This is a genomic window from Zoogloea sp. LCSB751 (assembly GCF_002028455.1).
Lineage (GTDB): Bacteria > Pseudomonadota > Gammaproteobacteria > Burkholderiales > Rhodocyclaceae > Zoogloea.
The window spans coordinates 144466-159715 of the sequence record NZ_MWUM01000003.1 but is presented as its reverse complement, the minus strand read 5'-3'; the positions used below and the strand labels follow the sequence as shown (position 1 = coordinate 159715).

The 15250-nt window shown below is 63.4% G+C and carries 16 protein-coding genes and 1 riboswitch; of the genes, 9 read left to right on the top strand and 7 right to left on the bottom strand.

What is annotated here, in order from left to right; all coding sequences use genetic code 11:
• Nucleotides 1-2 precede the first annotated feature (2 nt).
• Nucleotides 3-902, top strand: a complete 900-nt coding sequence (locus tag B4920_RS05285) for a transglycosylase SLT domain-containing protein (protein ID WP_079433572.1) — start codon at nt 3-5, stop codon at nt 900-902.
• Nucleotides 899-1699, top strand: coding sequence for a serine protease (locus tag B4920_RS05280; RefSeq protein WP_079433571.1), 801 nt, complete (start codon nt 899-901; stop codon nt 1697-1699). The genes B4920_RS05285 and B4920_RS05280 overlap by 4 nt, the downstream gene beginning before the upstream one ends.
• A gap of 62 nt (nt 1700-1761) precedes the next feature.
• Here the strand turns inward: B4920_RS05280 and gcvP are convergent, their stop codons facing one another.
• The 3 genes from gcvP to gcvT all read right to left on the bottom strand — a co-directional run bounded on the left by gcvP (nt 1762) and on the right by gcvT (nt 6241).
• The gene (gene gcvP / locus B4920_RS05275) at nt 1762-4653 is read right to left on the bottom strand and encodes an aminomethyl-transferring glycine dehydrogenase (protein WP_079433570.1); all 2892 of its coding nucleotides are present in this window, start codon (nt 4651-4653) and stop codon (nt 1762-1764) included.
• 73 nt (nt 4654-4726) lie between these two features.
• The gene (gcvH, locus tag B4920_RS05270) at nt 4727-5104 is read right to left on the bottom strand and encodes a glycine cleavage system protein GcvH (protein ID WP_079433569.1); all 378 of its coding nucleotides are present in this window, start codon (nt 5102-5104) and stop codon (nt 4727-4729) included.
• A 54-nt stretch (nt 5105-5158) separates the two neighbouring features.
• The gene (gene gcvT / locus B4920_RS05265) at nt 5159-6241 is read right to left on the bottom strand and encodes a glycine cleavage system aminomethyltransferase GcvT (RefSeq protein ID WP_079433568.1); all 1083 of its coding nucleotides are present in this window, start codon (nt 6239-6241) and stop codon (nt 5159-5161) included.
• A 180-nt stretch (nt 6242-6421) separates the two neighbouring features.
• Nucleotides 6422-6516: riboswitch (glycine riboswitch) on the bottom strand.
• 53 nt (nt 6517-6569) lie between these two features.
• Here gcvT and B4920_RS05260 point away from each other — a divergent pair.
• From B4920_RS05260 to scpB, 7 genes are all read left to right on the top strand, one after another.
• Entirely contained in the window at nt 6570-7448 is an 879-nt protein-coding gene (locus B4920_RS05260; RefSeq protein ID WP_079433567.1) for an alpha/beta fold hydrolase, read from the top strand.
• Nucleotides 7445-8284 carry a 3',5'-nucleoside bisphosphate phosphatase gene (locus B4920_RS05255; RefSeq protein ID WP_079433566.1) on the top strand — a complete coding sequence of 280 codons (840 nt, stop codon included), beginning with the start codon at nt 7445-7447 and terminating at the stop codon, nt 8282-8284. The genes B4920_RS05260 and B4920_RS05255 overlap by 4 nt, the downstream gene beginning before the upstream one ends.
• Before the next feature lie 23 nt (nt 8285-8307).
• Nucleotides 8308-8931 carry an L-threonylcarbamoyladenylate synthase gene (locus B4920_RS05250; protein WP_079433565.1) on the top strand — a complete coding sequence of 208 codons (624 nt, stop codon included), beginning with the start codon at nt 8308-8310 and terminating at the stop codon, nt 8929-8931.
• A 97-nt stretch (nt 8932-9028) separates the two neighbouring features.
• On the top strand, nt 9029-9688 hold the full coding sequence (locus tag B4920_RS05245; protein ID WP_079433564.1) for a site-2 protease family protein: 660 nt from the start codon (nt 9029-9031) through the stop codon (nt 9686-9688).
• A gap of 6 nt (nt 9689-9694) precedes the next feature.
• On the top strand, nt 9695-10897 hold the full coding sequence (locus B4920_RS05240) for a tryptophan--tRNA ligase (protein ID WP_079433563.1): 1203 nt from the start codon (nt 9695-9697) through the stop codon (nt 10895-10897).
• 139 nt (nt 10898-11036) lie between these two features.
• Complete coding sequence (locus B4920_RS05235) at nt 11037-11807, top strand: ScpA family protein (RefSeq protein WP_079433562.1); 771 nt, start codon at nt 11037-11039, stop codon at nt 11805-11807.
• On the top strand, nt 11788-12375 hold the full coding sequence (gene scpB, locus B4920_RS05230) for an SMC-Scp complex subunit ScpB (protein WP_088179384.1): 588 nt from the start codon (nt 11788-11790) through the stop codon (nt 12373-12375). Before B4920_RS05235 ends, scpB begins: the two co-directional genes overlap by 20 nt.
• Before the next feature lie 172 nt (nt 12376-12547).
• On the opposite strand, the gene B4920_RS05225 is transcribed toward scpB, so the two are convergent.
• The 4 genes from B4920_RS05225 to B4920_RS05220 are packed head-to-tail and all read right to left on the bottom strand — an operon-like array spanning nt 12548 to nt 15248.
• Nucleotides 12548-14101, bottom strand: coding sequence for a recombinase family protein (locus B4920_RS05225; RefSeq protein WP_254050843.1), 1554 nt, complete (start codon nt 14099-14101; stop codon nt 12548-12550).
• The gene (locus B4920_RS29440) at nt 14079-14255 is read right to left on the bottom strand and encodes a hypothetical protein (protein ID WP_161493241.1); all 177 of its coding nucleotides are present in this window, start codon (nt 14253-14255) and stop codon (nt 14079-14081) included. Before B4920_RS29440 ends, B4920_RS05225 begins: the two co-directional genes overlap by 23 nt.
• Before the next feature lie 7 nt (nt 14256-14262).
• Entirely contained in the window at nt 14263-14973 is a 711-nt protein-coding gene (locus B4920_RS28650) for a hypothetical protein (RefSeq protein ID WP_139379429.1), read from the bottom strand.
• A complete protein-coding gene (locus B4920_RS05220) occupies nt 14970-15248 on the bottom strand; it encodes a hypothetical protein (protein WP_079433560.1) in 279 nt (92 codons plus the stop codon). Before B4920_RS05220 ends, B4920_RS28650 begins: the two co-directional genes overlap by 4 nt.
• Nucleotides 15249-15250: the final 2 nt, after the last annotated feature.

Below are 15250 nucleotides of genomic sequence, written 5' to 3'. Positions count from 1 at the left end.
CGATGCTGGCCTGGAAAAGACTCCTGGTCTTGCTTCTCGGATTCGGTCTGGGGGCCGTTGGCACGGTGCGTGCCGCCGAGCCGGATGCTGACGGCACCCGGATCGTCGAACAAGCCCTTGCCTACGAGCACGGCGAAGGTGTGTCGCGTGATCCCGAGCGGGCTGTCGAGCTGTATTGCGAGGCGGTCCGCATGGGCAATGCCGAAGCGATGTACAGCCTCGGCTGGATGTACGCCAATGGCCGTGGTGTGGAGCGGGACGACCGCTATGCTGCAACCCTGTTTGAAATGGCGCTCTTCAAGGGCCACGCCGGGGCCGAGAAGGCACGCCGGTTGGTTGGTGATTACAGCGGCGCGGTTCCCGACTGTCTGACATCCCGGGAGTCGGGGCGTGGATTCGTGGCCAGGGATACCTGGGATACCCAGAAGTACCTGGCCTCCCTGCCCGAGCAGAAGAAGAAGATGGTGGAGCTCGTGACGACGCTGGCTCCGAGGTTTTCCATAGAGCCACGTCTGGCATTGGCCATCGCGACGACGGAATCCAATTTCGATCCGAACGCGACGTCTCCTAAGAACGCCATGGGGGTCATGCAGTTGATCCCCGAGACGGCGAGCCGCTTCAACGTGAAGGACAGCTTCGACCCGGTGCAGAACATCAAGGGGGGGCTGGCCTATCTGCGTTGGCTGCTGGCTTACTATCGCGGCAATGTGGCACTGGCGGTGGCAGGCTACAACGCTGGAGAAGGTGCGGTTGACCGCTATCGCGGAGTGCCGCCATTCAAGGAAACGCAGAACTACGTGAAGCGCATCCTCGAGTTTTTCCCGCGCACCGAGCATCCCTTCGATGCCAGCGTCGTGAATGCTTCCCCTGTGCTGCAAGCGCTCAAGGTGGTGGGCCGATGAATGATGGCTGGTCGAAAGGCTGCTCCTTGGTTTCATCGGGAGCGATGCTCGTAGCATTGATTGCCAGTGCGCTAGCCGGCGCATCCGCCGATGTCAGGGCAGACCTGGCTGATACGGTGGCGGTCGTCAAGAAGTCGGTGGTGGCGGTTGGTACCTTTGAGCCGACCCGCAGCCCGCAATTCCGCTTCCTTGGCACCGGTTTCGTGGCGGGGAATGGCAATCAGGTGGTTACGAATGCCCATGTGGAGGGGGCTGTCGTCGAGAATCAGGAAAGCAAGGAGCAGCTGGTCGTTGCCTTGCCTGGCACGGGGCGAGTAGTGGCCCGACCGGTCCGGCGTGAAGCGATAGACCGTGACCACGATGTGTCGGTGCTGCGCTTCGACGGGCCGCCCATGCCAGCGCTGCGTCTGGGCAACTCCGATACCGTGCGCGACGGTCAGGATATTGCGCTGACCGGTTTCCCGCTGGGGTCGGCGATCGGCATTGTGCCGGTGACCCACAAGGGCATCATCTCGGCCATTACGCCGGTCGGGCAGCCCCTGCCAAGTGCTCGTCAGCTCGAGGCCCAGGCCGTGCGCCGTCTGGCGACGGGGAGCTATTCGGTGTTCCAGCTGGATGCGGTGTCCTATCCGGGCAACAGCGGTAGCCCGGTATACAATCCTGCGACGGGCGAGGTGCTGGGCATCGTGAACATGGTGTTCGTGAAAGGCAGCAAGGAGGCGGCCATCACCAATCCGTCGGCGATTTCCTACGCGATTCCGGCATCCTTCATCAAGGTCTTGTTGCAGCAGCCCTGAGTTTCTGCTGGTGGTGTGAATAGTCAAAAGCCCGGGATGTTGCCATCCCGGGCTTTTCATTTTCAGGCCAGCTCGTCCATGGGCACGCAGGAGCAGAACAGGTTGCGGTCGCCGTAGACATCGTCGATGCGGTTCACGCTCGGCCAGAACTTGTTGTCACCGACCCAGGGCAGCGGGAAGGCGGCCTCCTGGCGGGAGTAGGGGCGGTCCCAGTCGCCCAGGAAATCCGCCTGGGTGTGGGGCGCGTTTTTCAGCGGGTTGTTGTCTGCCGGCACGCGGCCTTCTTCGATTGCCTGGATCTCGTTACGGATGCTCACCATCGCGGCGATGAAGCGGTCCAGTTCGCCCTTGTCCTCGGACTCGGTGGGCTCGACCATGATCGTGCCGGCCACCGGGAAGGACATGGTTGGGGCATGGAAGCCGTAGTCCATCAGGCGCTTGGCAATGTCCACCTCGCTGATGCCAGTGGCAGCCTTGATCTGGCGGATGTCGAGGATGCACTCATGGGCGACGCGGCCCTGGCTGCCGGTGTACAGCACAGGATAGTGGGCGCTCAGCTGGCTGGCCACGTAGTTGGCGTTGAGGATCGCCACCTCGGTGGCACGCTTGAGGCCGCGGTTGCCCATCATCGTGATGTACATCCAGGAGATCGGCAGGATGCTTGCGGAGCCGAACTGGGCCGCGGACACCGCGCCCTGGCCGGCATTGGGGCGGTCCTCGATGCCGGTCGGGGCGACTGCGTGGTCGGCCATGAACGGTGCCAGATGGGCCTTCAGGCCGATCGGGCCCATGCCGGGCCCCCCGCCGCCGTGGGGGATGCAGAAGGTCTTGTGCAGGTTCATGTGGCTCACGTCCGCGCCGATGGTGGCGGGGGAGGTGAGGCCGACCTGGGCGTTGAGGTTGGCGCCGTCCATGTAAACCTGACCGCCATGCTGGTGCACGCTGGCGCAGATCTCGCGGATGGCTTCCTCGAAGACGCCATGGGTGGACGGGTAGGTGATCATCAGCGCCGCCAGCTTGTCGGCGTGCTGGGCGGCCTTGGCTTGCAGGTCGGTCAGGTCCACGTTGCCGTTGTCGTCGCAATTGACGACCACCACGTCCATGCCGCACATCTGCGCGGTGGCCGGGTTGGTGCCGTGGGCCGACCTGGGGATCAGGCAGACGTTGCGATGTTGCTCACCGCGGGATGCGTGGTAGCGGCGGATCGCCACCAGGCCGGCGTACTCGCCCTGGGCGCCGGAGTTGGGCTGCATGCAGATCGCGTCGAAGCCAGTGATCTCGCGCAGTTGCGCGGCGAGGCCGTCGATCATCTCCAGGTAGCCGGCGGTCTGTTCGGCCGGGGCGAAGGGGTGGATGTCGGCGAACTCGGGCCACGTGACCGGGATCATCTCGCTGGTAGCGTTGAGCTTCATCGTGCACGAGCCCAGGGAGATCATCGAGTGGTCGAGGGCCAGGTCACGGTTCTGCAGGCGCTTAAGGTAGCGCAGCATCTCGTGCTCGGTGTGGTGGGTGTTGAACACCGGGTGGGACAGGATGGCGTCTTCGCGCAGCAGGGCTTCCGGCAGACGGCCGCCACGGGCGACAACCTGGGCGTCCAGCGCAGCCACGTCGGACTTGGTACCAAAGGCGTCGAGCAGCGCGGCGATGTCGGCAACGGTCGTCTTCTCGTCGATGGAGATGCCGAGTGCCTTGCCGTCCACGTGGCGCAGGTTGTAGCCGGCGGCTTGGGCTGCTGCGTAGATTGCGCCGCTGCGTTCGCCGGTCGTCACCTGCAGGGTGTCGAAGAAGCTGTCGGAGGCCAGTTCGAAGCCGGCCTGCTGGAGGCCTTCGGCGAGCAACGCGGCAAGGCGATGGACGCGGGCGGCGATGGTGCGCAGGCCTTCCGGACCGTGGTAGACCGCGTACATGCCGGCCATGTTGGCCAGCAGCACCTGGGACGTACAGATGTTGGAGTTGGCCTTTTCGCGGCGGATGTGCTGTTCGCGGGTCTGCAGCGTCATGCGCAGGGCGGTCTTGCCGCGGACGTCCTTCGACACGCCGATGATGCGGCCCGGCATGGAGCGCACGTGGGCCTGGCGGGTGGCGAAGAAGGCGGCGTGGGGACCGCCGAAGCCGAGGGGCACGCCGAAGCGCTGGGCCGAGCCGAGGGCGATGTCGGCACCCAGCTCGCCGGGCGACTTGAGGAGCACCAGCGCCAGCAGGTCGGAGGCGACGGCCACGACGGCACCCTTGGCCTTGAGGCCAGCGATGGCGCCAGAGATGTCGGCAACTTCACCGCGCTCGTTGGGATATTGCAGCAGGGCGCCGAAGACTTCGTGGCGGGCGGCGTCGGCCACCGGGCCGACGATCAGTTCGAAGCCAAAGTAGGCGGCGCGGGTGCGCACCACGTCGAGGGTCTGCGGGAAGACGCCTTCATCGACGAAAAAGGCCTGGCTCTTCACCTTGGAAATGCGGCGCGCCATCGCCATCGCTTCGGCCGCCGCGGTGGCTTCGTCGAGCAGGGAGGCGTTGGCGAGCTCCAGGCCGGTGAGGTCGATGACCATCTGCTGGAAGTTCAGCAGCGCTTCCAGGCGGCCCTGGGCGATTTCAGCCTGGTAAGGCGTGTAGGCGGTGTACCAGCCCGGGTTCTCCATCACGTTGCGGAGGATGACCTTCGGCGTGATGGTGTCGTAGTAGCCCATGCCGATGAGGGACTTCTTCAGCACGTTCTTGCCGGCGATGCTCTTGAGCTTGGCGAGGGCAACGTGTTCCGGTGTCGGTTCGCCGAGGGCCAGCGGGGCGGGCAGGCGGATGCCGGCAGGCACGGTCTGGGCGACCAGGGTGTCCAGAGAGTCGACGCCGACGGCAGCGAGCATGGCCGGCAGCTCGTTGGCACAGGGCCCCAGATGACGGCGAATGAAGTCGTCGCCCTGTTCGAGCGTGGCGAGCGGGGCGGAAAGAAGGGTCTTCGACATGGGAGAAACTCGGGTTGGGTTACAGCAACAGCAGGGTGGGGCGCGCCGACCGGGCGCGCCCGCGAAGGGGTGATCAGCCGATGGAGGCTTCGTAGCCGGCGGCGTCGAGCAGGCCATCCACGTCGGCGGCGTTGGCCGGCTTGATCTTGAACAGCCAGGCGGCGTAGGCGTCGGCATTGACAGCCTCCGGGGCATCCACGGCGGCCTGGTTGGCTTCGAGAATCTCGCCGGCGACCGGCGCGTAGATGTCGGAGGCGGCCTTGACGGACTCGATCACGGCGATGGCCTCTTCTTGGGCGACGACGCGGCCGGCTTCCGGCAATTCGAGAAAGACCACATCGCCGAGGGCTTCCTGGGCGTGGTCGGTGATGCCGATTGTCAGCGTGCCGTCCGCTTCGACGCGGACCCATTCGTGGGAGGCGGTGTAGCGCAGGTTCGCGGGAGTGCTCATGGTATGTCCTTGTTCAAGTCGATAAAGGGAATAGGGAACGAAGTCGGCCGGGCGTCAGGCCAGTGCTTTGCCGTTGCGGGCAAAGGGGGCTTTTACCACACGGGCCTTGAGGCGCTTGCCGCGGATTTCCACTTCGACCGCGTCGCCGGCTGCTACGCCGAGCGGCAGGCGGGCCAGCGCGATGGATTTTTCCAGTGTCGGCGAGAAAGTGCCGCTGGTGGTTTCGCCCTCGCCCTGGGCGGCGATCACCTTCTGGTGCGAGCGCAGCACGCCCTTGTCTTCGAGGATCAGGCCCAAGGTCTGCTTGCTGGCGCTTTTGGCGACGAGGGCGGCCCTGCCGACAAAGTCGCGGCTTTCGTCTTTCAAGTCCACCGTCCAGGCCAGGCCGGCATCCAGCGGGGAAACCGACTCGTCCATGTCGTTGCCGTAGAGGGCCATGCCGGCTTCCAGGCGCAGGGTGTCGCGGGCGCCGAGGCCACAGGGCTTGACGCCCGCGGCGGCGAGGGCGTCCCAGGTGGCGGCGGCCTTGGCGACCGGCAGGGTCAGCTCAAAACCGTGCTCGCCGGTGTAGCCGGTGCGGGCGATGAAGATGTCGCCGAAAGCTGCGGCCTGGAACACCTTGAGGCCAGCGGATGCAGCCTCGGCGCCGGGAAGGGCGGCCCAGGTCTTGGCGCGGGCGTTGGGGCCTTGCACGGCAATCATCGCCAGGTCGCGGCGCACGCAGAGCTTGGCCTGTGTGCCGGTGGCGGCGAGGCGCTGCTGCATCCAGGCTACGTCCTTGTCGGCTGTGCCGGCATTGACGACGATGCGGTAGCTTGTGTCGGACAGGAAATAGACGATCAGGTCGTCGATGACGCCGCCCTGTTCGTTGAGCATGCACGAGTACAGGGCCTTGCCGGATTCGGTGAGCTTGGCCACATCGTTGGCGATCAGGCCGCGCAGGAACGCCTTGGCGTCAGCGCCTTCTAGGTCGAGGGCGAGCATGTGGGAAACGTCGAACATGCCGGCGTCGCGACGCACCGCATGGTGTTCCTCGATCTGCGAGCCGTAGTTGACTGGCATGTCCCAGCCGGCGAAATCGACCATGCGGGCGCCGGCGGCAATATGGGAGGCGTGAAGCGGGGTTTGTTGGGCCATGGGGCTCTCCGTGACAATCGTTCCAGTGTAGAAAAGCAAAGGGGCCGATGCGACGTGAATTCGCTTCGGCCCCATCTGTCCTTTGTACCTGAGAGATTGCAGCGGTCTCGACCTTCTGCGTGCCCCTTCGGTGGATGCGGCCTGCGCGGTGGGCAGGGGGCATCGCTCTCCAGATTCTTGATTCGTCGGCGGTCCTTTTGCCTGAGCGGTTCCGGGGGTTGCGCCTTCGGCGGTTCGCGGCATCAGGCCGGCGAACGCTCTCCCACACGACGGCGCGCACCTTACCATCGAGGGCGAGGCGCGACAAGGGTCTGATACACTATTGCGGATGATCCCTTCCAGAAGCCGTTTCGTCGGCATTCGTGGCCTGCGCTACCACCTGCGTGAGTGGGGGCGCGACGGCGCCCCGAAGCTCGTCATGCTGCATGGCTGGATGGATGTGTCGGCCTCCTTCCAGTTCGTCGTCGATGCCCTGAAAGCCGAATGGCATGTGATTGCGCCTGACTGGCGCGGTTTCGGCCAGACGGAATGGGCTGGCTGCGACGCCTACTGGTATCCGGACTATCTGGCCGACCTGGATGCGATTCTGCGTGTCGTGGTGCCGGATCAGCCTGTGACCCTCATCGGCCATAGCCTGGGTGGCAATGTCGCCTGCCAGTATGCTGGGGTCAGGCCGAACCGGGTCGCCACGCTCATTGCACTTGATGCTTTCGGCCTGGCGGACAATCTGCCCGACGGCGCGCCGGGCAGATTGGAAAAATGGTTGCTGCAGCTTGAGTCCGACTCCGCTTTTCGCGGCTATCCGGACCGGCACGTACTCGCTGCCAGGCTGCAGGCGGACAATCCACGGCTGACGCCGGACAAGGCCTTGTTCCTGGCCGAGCATCTTGGCGAGCCCGATGGCGAGGATGGCATCCGGATGGCTGGCGATCCTGCCCATCGTCGGATAAATCCGGTTCCTTATCGGCGGGCAGAGGCCCTCGCTTGCTGGCGCAGGGTAACTGCGAGTACCTTGTGGATCGAGCCGGCCGACCCCGCGCTGCGTCGGCGGCTCGGCGTCAGTGATGAAGCGCATGCGGAAGGCAAGGCCTGTTTCCGCCGCTTTCAGGAGGTCGAGGTTCCGGACTCTGGCCATAACCTGCACCATGATCGGCCGGAACTCGTCGCGCGGATCATCGAGACCTTTTTGTTGTCGAATACGCCATGAATGCTTTGAACGCCGATCTGCACTGTCACTCCACGGCCTCCGATGGAACGTTGGCGCCGGCGGAGGTTGTCTGTCGCGCCAAGGCCAATGGCGTGGATCTGCTGGCGCTGACGGATCACGATGAGTTGCTTGGCCTTGCCGAGGCGACGGCCGAGGCCGCTAAGGTCGGTTTGCGTTTCGTGCCCGGGGTCGAGATCTCGGTGTCGTGGCTGGATCAGACGGTGCATATGGTCGGGCTGGGTATCGATCCGGGCAATCCGGCCCTCGTCGCCGGGCTGGCCCAGGTACGCGGTGGTCGGGATGGCCGGGCCGCGCGCATCGCCGCCGAGCTGGAGCGGATCGGCATTGCCGGGGCGCTGGAAGGTGCGCTGGCTTATGCCGGCAATCCGGCCCTGGTGAGTCGTGCCCATTTCGCCCGCTTTCTGGTCGAGAAGGGCTGCGCCAAGAATGTCCACGATGTCTTCCTGCATTATCTGGCCCGCGGGAAGCCGGGGTATGTGGAACATATATGGGCGACTCTGGAAGATGCCGTCGGCTGGATCAAGGGCGCTGGTGGATTGGCGGTGATTGCCCATCCGGGGCGTTATCGCCTGAGTCACGCCGAGATGGATATCCTGCTGGAGACCTTCCGGGATCAGGGGGGCGATGCTGTCGAAGTATCCTGTGGTGCCCACGATGGTGGGCAGGTGTTGGCTTTCGCCCGCCTGGCTCGAAAATTTGGCCTGCTGGCGTCGCGGGCCTCGGATTTCCACGGTCCGGAAGACAGCCCCATCGACTTGGGGCGGGCGCCGCCGCTACCTTCCGACCTCACACCGGTGTGGACGCGCCTGGTGTAAATTTCATTGTCCTTGTCTGAATCATGGCCCAGTTTTTTTCCGTTCATCCTGAACAACCCCAGCCGCGGCTGATCAAGCAGGCCGCGCAGATCATGCGGGATGGCGGCCTCATCGCCTTTCCTACCGATTCGGCCTACGCCCTTGGTGGACGTACTGGCGACAGCCCGTTGCTGGCGCGCATCCGGCGTATCCGCGATGTGGACGAGCGCCATCAGTTCACGCTGCTGTGCCGCGATCTGTCGGAAATCGCCACTTATGCGCGCGTGGACAATACCCAGTACCGCCTGCTGAAGGCCACCACGCCGGGGCCCTATACCTTCATCCTCGAAGGGACCAAGGAGCTGCCGCGACGCGTCCTTCATCCGAAGCGCAAGACCATCGGCATCCGCATTCCGGATCATCCGGTGGTGTCGGCGCTGCTTGCCGAACTGGGCGAGCCGATGTTGAGTTCGACCCTCCTGCTGCCGGACGAGGAGCATCCGCTGACCGACGCCGAGGAAATCCGTGACCGTCTCGAAAAGGATGTGGACCTGGTGATCGAGGCGGGCGCCTGTCGCGGCGAGGCGACGACGGTCATCGACCTCACCAGTGGCGTGCCCGAGCTGGTACGCGAGGGGCGAGGCAGTCTCGAGCCCTTCGGACTGTGAATCGCGTGCAAGGCCTGCTTTCCTGCGTTGCTGCATGCGCGACGCGGGTGACGGCTTGCGGCTCTGTTAGAATCGCCGGCCGTCGGCGGCGTACGCTATGCAAGAACTGATCACCACCCTGACCATCTGGGCCTTGCCCGTTCTCTTTGCCATCACGTTGCATGAGGCGGCCCACGGCTATGTGGCGCGTCATTTCGGCGACACGACGGCGGAGCTGGCCGGGCGGATCAGTCTCAATCCGCTGCGTCACATCGATCCGGTGGGCACGGTGCTGGTGCCTGGTCTGATCGTCGCGGTGAGTGCGCTGGCGGGCGGCTCGCCAATGCTGTTTGGCTGGGCCAAGCCGGTGCCGGTCAATTTCGGGCGGTTGCGCAACCCAAAGGCAGACATGTTGTGGGTGGCGGCCGCGGGGCCGTTGGCCAACCTGGTGATGGCCTTCGGGTGGGCGCTGCTGTTCCGGCTGGCGGTCGCTGCCCCGGATAATGTCTATGCACTGCCGATGGCCAAGATGGCCGATGCCGGCATCCAGATCAATGCAGTGCTGATGTTCCTGAACCTGGTGCCGCTGCCGCCCCTTGATGGCGGCCGCATCATGGTCAGCCTGCTGCCGGCGAGGCTGGCCTACAAATTTGCGCAGATCGAGCCCTACGGCTTTCCGATCCTGCTGTTGTTGCTGTTCACCGGTGTCCTGGGTGACATTCTCGGACCGCTGGTGGCCTTGTTCCGTTTTGCTATCGCAATCGTTTTTGGACTCTGATATCCCATGTTCGCTGAACGCGTCCTTTCCGGCATGCGCCCCACCGGGCGGCTCCACCTCGGCCACTACCACGGTGTGCTGAAAAACTGGGTCAAGCTGCAGGCCGAGTATCCCTGCCTGTTCTTCGCGGCCGACTGGCATGCGCTGACCACCGATTACGATAATCCTCGTGGCATCGAAAACAGCGTGTGGGACATGATTGTCGACTGGCTGGCGGCGGGCGTCGATCCGTCCCAGGCGACGATCTTCATCCAGTCCCGCGTGCCCGAGCACGCCGAGCTGCATCTGCTGATGTCGATGATGACACCGCTGGGCTGGCTGGAGCGGGTGCCGACCTACAAGGACCAGCAGGAAAAGCTGGTGCACAAGGATCTGTCCACCTACGGCTTCCTCGGCTATCCGCTGCTGATGAGTGCCGACATCCTGATCTACCGCGCCGACAAGGTGCCGGTCGGCGAGGACCAGCTGCCCCACGTGGAATTCACGCGCGAGCTGGCCCGTCGCTTCAATCATATGTATGGCCGTGAGCCTGGCTTCGAGGAGAAGGCCAAGGAGGCGGTGAAGAAGCTGGGCTCCAAGCGCGCCAAGCTGTATGAAGAATTCCGCACCCGCTTCCAGCAGAATGGTGATGAGGAAGGTCTTGCCCTCGGCAAGGCATTGCTGGAGGAAACGCAGAACCTGTCGCTGGGCGACCGGGAGCGTCTGTATGGTTACCTGGAGGGTAGCGGCAAGGTGATCCTTGTCGAGCCGGATGCGCTGCTCACCGAGGCGTCGCGGATGCCCGGCCTGGATGGCCAGAAGATGTCCAAGTCCTACGGCAACACGATCTTCCTGCGTGAAGAGGCCGATTTGGTGTCGAAGAAGATCCGTACCATGCAGACCGATCCGGCCCGTGTGCGTCGCACCGATCCCGGCAACCCGGAGAAGTGCCCGGTGTGGCAGTTTCACGTGATCTACTCCGACGAGACGACCCGCAACTGGGTGACCCAGGGGTGCACCAGCGCCGGCATCGGCTGCATCGAGTGCAAGCAGCCGGTCATCGATGCGGTGCTGAAGGAGCAGGACGTGATGCGCGAGCGTGCTCAGCCGTATCTGGACGATCCTTCGCTGGTGCGCAGCATTGTTGCCGACGGTTGCGACAAGGCCCGCAAGCTGGCCCAGGAAACCATGCGTGACGTGCGTGACTCGATGGGCTTGAGCTACAACTGATGGTGGCGCGAATGCGGAGTGGGGCCCGGCTTGGGACGTGGGTCCCCCGCGTGCTAAGGTGAACGGCGTGGGTGGGGAGCTGACCTCGCCGCTGGATCTGGCGCCTGCCGCCGAGCCACCGGATGGGGCGGTAGGCCGGATGTATGGTCAGCCGATCTTTGCCGTGCCCAAGGATCTATATATTCCGCCCGATGCGCTGGAGGTCATTCTCGAAGCGTTCGAGGGGCCGCTCGATCTGCTGCTGTACCTGATCCGCAAGGCCAACATCAACGTCCTCGACATTCCGATGGTGCCGCTCACGGCGCAATATCTGGAATACGTGGAAGCGATGCGGCAGCACAATCTGGAACTGGCGGCGGATTATCTGCTGATGGCGGCTACGCTGCTTGAGATCAAGTCGCGGATGTTGTTGCCGCGGCCGCCGCGGGCTGACGAAGCCGAGGAAGTCGACCCGCGGGCTGAGTTGGTGCGCCGGCTACTCGAATACGAGCAGATCAAGATGGCTGCGGCGCGGCTGGACGCCGTGCCGCGGGTCGAGCGCGATTTCGAGTGGGTCGGCGTGTTTGTGGCCGAGAAGGTCATCGAGCGGCTGCCAGAGGTGAGTCTGCATGATCTGCAGCTGGCCTGGCTCAAAATTGCCCGGCAAAGCCGTCTTCGGCGGCACCATACGATCCAGCGGGAAGAGCTGTCGGTGCGTGAGCACATGACTTTGATCCTGCGAAAGTTGCAGGACGATGCATTCGTAGTATTTGAATCCCTGTTCGATCCCACGCTGGGCGTTGCCGGGCTGGTGGTCAGTTTTCTGGCCACCCTTGAACTGGTGAAGGAGCGCCTGGTGGTGGTGACCCAGAACGAGGCCTTTGCACCGATTTACGTGAAGCGTGCCTATAGTGAGCGTGCAGACGCCTGAGCAGTTCAAGCTGGTGCTCGAAACAGCCCTGCTGGCGGCAAGTTCGCCCTTGCGGGTGAGCGAGTTGAGGCAGCTGTTCGAGCCGGACCCCGGGGGCGAGTTGGTGCGTCGCCTGCTGGCCGAGCTGGTGGAGGACTGGCAGGGCAAGGGCGTGGAACTGGTGCAGACAGCCGGCGGCTGGCGCTTTCAGACCCGCCTTGAATACCAGGTGTATCTCGACCGGCTCAAGCAGGAGCGGCCGCCCAGGTATTCCCGGGCGGTGCTTGAAACCTTGGCGATAATCGCCTACCGGCAACCAGTAACCCGTGGCGATATCGAGGATATCCGCGGAGTGGTGGTGTCGAGCAGTGTATTGAAAACCCTCGAATCCCGAGGGTGGGTGGACGTGGTGGGTTACCGGGATACGCCAGGGCGGCCCGGCTTGTACGCCACGACCAGAAAATTCCTGGAGGATCTCGGTTTGAGAAGTCTCACCGAGTTGCCTCCGCTGACTGAAATCGAAAGGATCATGGATCTTGTAGAGATTCCTGTTTCCTCGGGTGTGAATTCAGAAAAATCAGAGGCTTAGTGGCGATATTTTTGTTCTGAATCTGTGCAAGTTGGGCCTGTGTACCCGCTGTGTACGCGAATTTCCTTGAAGTTCGTTCTGCTGTGGCTTATCTTTCACCTGTCCTCTTCGAAGACGGACGGTGAATAGGGATAAAGGGCGGTTGATCTGCGGATCGACCGCCCTTTGTCTTTCAGTGCTGGTCATTGGGTTGTTTTTTGCCCGGCAAAACGTAGCGACCTGCCCATGTCTCGAGCAGCACATCCCCCGCTTCGGCTCTCAATACAGGCCTGCCAATCAGTCTGCGAAGGTGCTCTCTGGCTTTCTGCACGTCCGACTGCAGCATGCTTGCCAAGTCTTCGAACGCTTTCGGGTATCGCGTGAGAACGGCTTCGGCGGAGATGGTTTGCTGGGGGACGCCTACGGACTGAATGGCTATCAGCTGCGCCAGCTCCGATTCAGCTTGTTGAAGTCGATCGCGAAGGGCTGGCGATATGCCAACCGCGGCTATGGCATCGACCAATCGTTGAATCTCTGCATCAAGTTCTTTTCGTCGGCCGCTCGATGAAGTGGCATGACTCCTGATGCTCCGCTGTCGGTCTTCCAGGATCTCGCCTACCGAGGCCTTTAGAATTTCGAGAGAAGCGGGGGTCATGAGCTCTTCCCGGATTGCATTCAGGAGTGCGGCGTCGACGTCCTTCCTGAAGGCCGTTACACCCCTGCATACGCTCTCTCCGCGATCCTTCCGCGCCACGCACCCGTAATGCCGGGCACTAGTGGCCACCACGGCGCCGCCGCAGAATCCACAGCGCAGCAAGCCGCCGAACAGGGTTCGGGGCTGGCATCCGTGGCCGCTGCTTCCGCCTTGGCCCGTTGGTCGCCCCATCCGGGATCGGACTGCGGACCACAGCTCATCGCTCACGATACGCAGCTCTGGCCGCTCTTCCACATACCACTCGTCCTGTGGGCGTTCTGTGCGTATGCGTTTGCCGCTATCCGGGTCCTTCACCCATTGGGAGCGGTTCCAGATCAGACGCCCTCTATAGATCTCATTGCACAACATGCCTGAGCCCTTGGCTGGAGAGCCGTAGAGTGCCGACACTGCCCACGTCGAGCCACGACCCGTCTTGATGCCGCGGACGTTGAGATCTGCCGCGATCCGCTGGCAACTCCAGCCGTCCGCATACTGCGCATAGATCCAGCGTACGTGCTCCGCCTCGGCCTCCACGATCTCCAGCTTGTGGATCTCACCGGCAGGCACACTCCGGTAGCCGTAGGACAGGCCGCCGGCGTGGCCACCGCGCGAGAGCTGGCCAGCCAGGCCGCGATGGGTTTTGTGGCGCAGGTCATCCAGGTAGATCTCATTGATAAGCCCGCGCATGGTGCGGTGGATCTTGCGGCCGGCGGATTCCGAGTCATACCCGTCGGCCACGCCGATGATGTGGATGCCTCGGTGCTCCAGGCGTCGTACGGTGCGTTCCTGCTCCACCTGATCGCGGGACAGACGGTCCAGGCCCTCGACAATCAAGACTTCGAAGCGGCCTGCCAGCGCGTCGGTAATGAGACGGGCGCCCCCTTGGCGTTGGATGACGGGCGTCGTTCCGGATGTTCCTTCATCCGAATACATGGCATGTGCTGCTGGCCAGCCTCGGGATTGAGCGTAGGTTTGGCAAACTCGTGCCTGATCCTCCAACGATGTTTCCCGTTGTCGATCGGTGCTGAACCTAGCGTAAATCGCAATTCTCATCATCAGGTGTCTCCTGGCTCAGTGTTGCTGCTTCCGCAAGGCATTGGTCGACAAGCTGTGCAGCGATCCAGCGGATCAGGGCGAGCCGAGCATCGTCCCTTTCCTGCCCTGGAAAAATCGCATGCGTTGAAGAGGCGTCTGTGTCATCGGTCATGGTGTATCTATCCCCGGTTGGTGGTTCGGTGAGCAGGACGGGCTGCAAGCAGTCGTTCCCGATAATCGGTCCAGCTTTCGCCGGGGCGAGGTGGTTTGCCGAGTTGCACGCCCAACTGAAGCAGTCGGTTCGTATCGAGGCCTGCTTTTCGTGCCGTGTGTGTTGCTGCTGCCGAGCCATATGGCGGAGGTGGCGATTTATCCACAGCGGGGCCGGTGGGTTTTAGATTTTCCTGATACCTGATGTGTGCCCAGTTCGGCCATTGGCAGATCGCGTGAACCGGCCCAGAGTCTTCGAGCTTTTCCTGTGCTGGCGCGGCTTTCACGTTGCTGTTTCCTGTGGATAGATACGTGCCGCCACCGTGCCGGGTTTGTTCTGGACGTGCCGAGGCGACGAGGGCCAGAGGAAGCAAAAAAGTAAGTCGTTCTCCGCTTAGGCGGCGCAGAAGCCCGACGCGAATGAGGCGATCCAGTGCCGTTCGAACTGCCTTTTCGCTGGGCTGCTCGATCTGGAGCCCACCCCCTCTCGGGGTGTGGGTCTCGCAGTACGTCCGGAGCATGCCCAGGCTGACGGCGCGGCGTCGGCCGGTGATTCCGGTGCTGAAGTCCATCCAGGCGCGCAGCAGGATGTAGGTCTGAAAGGCGAGTGGGCCGGTGCCGTGCAGTGCGTCGAGTTCGGCATCGGTCATGGCAATCAGTTGAGGGGAATGGGGGCTCATGATCCCGCTCCCCTCGGCGCCTTGCTCAGCACCTCGATCAACTTGCCCCACGTGGGGTAGGGCAGGCTGACGGCGCCTTTGTCGATCTCCGCGGTGATTTGCCTAAGGATGGTCAGCATCTCGGGAGCAAGTTCGATCAGCGCTTCATTCTGATCAGCCTGCTCAATGCCTACGCCGCCTGAAAATATTTCGCAGATCGTTACCGCATTGGGCCCCGTGCCGGCAGCGATGGTGCGATGCCCGGCACGGTGCCATGGTCCTGGGGTTGGGTTCATCC

What these genes read in the sequence shown, in the direction of transcription:
- B4920_RS05285 (WP_079433572.1), top strand. Translation starts at nt 3, where the DNA reads ATGCTGGCCTGGAAAAGACTCCTGGTCTTGCTTCTCGGATTCGGTCTG.
- B4920_RS05280 (WP_079433571.1), top strand. Translation starts at nt 899, where the DNA reads ATGAATGATGGCTGGTCGAAAGGCTGCTCCTTGGTTTCATCGGGAGCG.
- gcvP (WP_079433570.1), bottom strand. Translation starts at nt 4,653, where the DNA reads ATGTCGAAGACCCTTCTTTCCGCCCCGCTCGCCACGCTCGAACAGGGC.
- gcvH (WP_079433569.1), bottom strand. Translation starts at nt 5,104, where the DNA reads ATGAGCACTCCCGCGAACCTGCGCTACACCGCCTCCCACGAATGGGTC.
- gcvT (WP_079433568.1), bottom strand. Translation starts at nt 6,241, where the DNA reads ATGGCCCAACAAACCCCGCTTCACGCCTCCCATATTGCCGCCGGCGCC.
- B4920_RS05260 (WP_079433567.1), top strand. Translation starts at nt 6,570, where the DNA reads ATGATCCCTTCCAGAAGCCGTTTCGTCGGCATTCGTGGCCTGCGCTAC.
- B4920_RS05255 (WP_079433566.1), top strand. Translation starts at nt 7,445, where the DNA reads ATGAATGCTTTGAACGCCGATCTGCACTGTCACTCCACGGCCTCCGAT.
- B4920_RS05250 (WP_079433565.1), top strand. Translation starts at nt 8,308, where the DNA reads ATGGCCCAGTTTTTTTCCGTTCATCCTGAACAACCCCAGCCGCGGCTG.
- B4920_RS05245 (WP_079433564.1), top strand. Translation starts at nt 9,029, where the DNA reads ATGCAAGAACTGATCACCACCCTGACCATCTGGGCCTTGCCCGTTCTC.
- B4920_RS05240 (WP_079433563.1), top strand. Translation starts at nt 9,695, where the DNA reads ATGTTCGCTGAACGCGTCCTTTCCGGCATGCGCCCCACCGGGCGGCTC.
- B4920_RS05235 (WP_079433562.1), top strand. Translation starts at nt 11,037, where the DNA reads ATGTATGGTCAGCCGATCTTTGCCGTGCCCAAGGATCTATATATTCCG.
- B4920_RS05225 (WP_254050843.1), bottom strand. Translation starts at nt 14,101, where the DNA reads ATGAGAATTGCGATTTACGCTAGGTTCAGCACCGATCGACAACGGGAA.
- B4920_RS29440 (WP_161493241.1), bottom strand. Translation starts at nt 14,255, where the DNA reads ATGACCGATGACACAGACGCCTCTTCAACGCATGCGATTTTTCCAGGG.
- B4920_RS28650 (WP_139379429.1), bottom strand. Translation starts at nt 14,973, where the DNA reads ATGAGCCCCCATTCCCCTCAACTGATTGCCATGACCGATGCCGAACTC.
- B4920_RS05220 (WP_079433560.1), bottom strand. Translation starts at nt 15,248, where the DNA reads ATGAACCCAACCCCAGGACCATGGCACCGTGCCGGGCATCGCACCATC.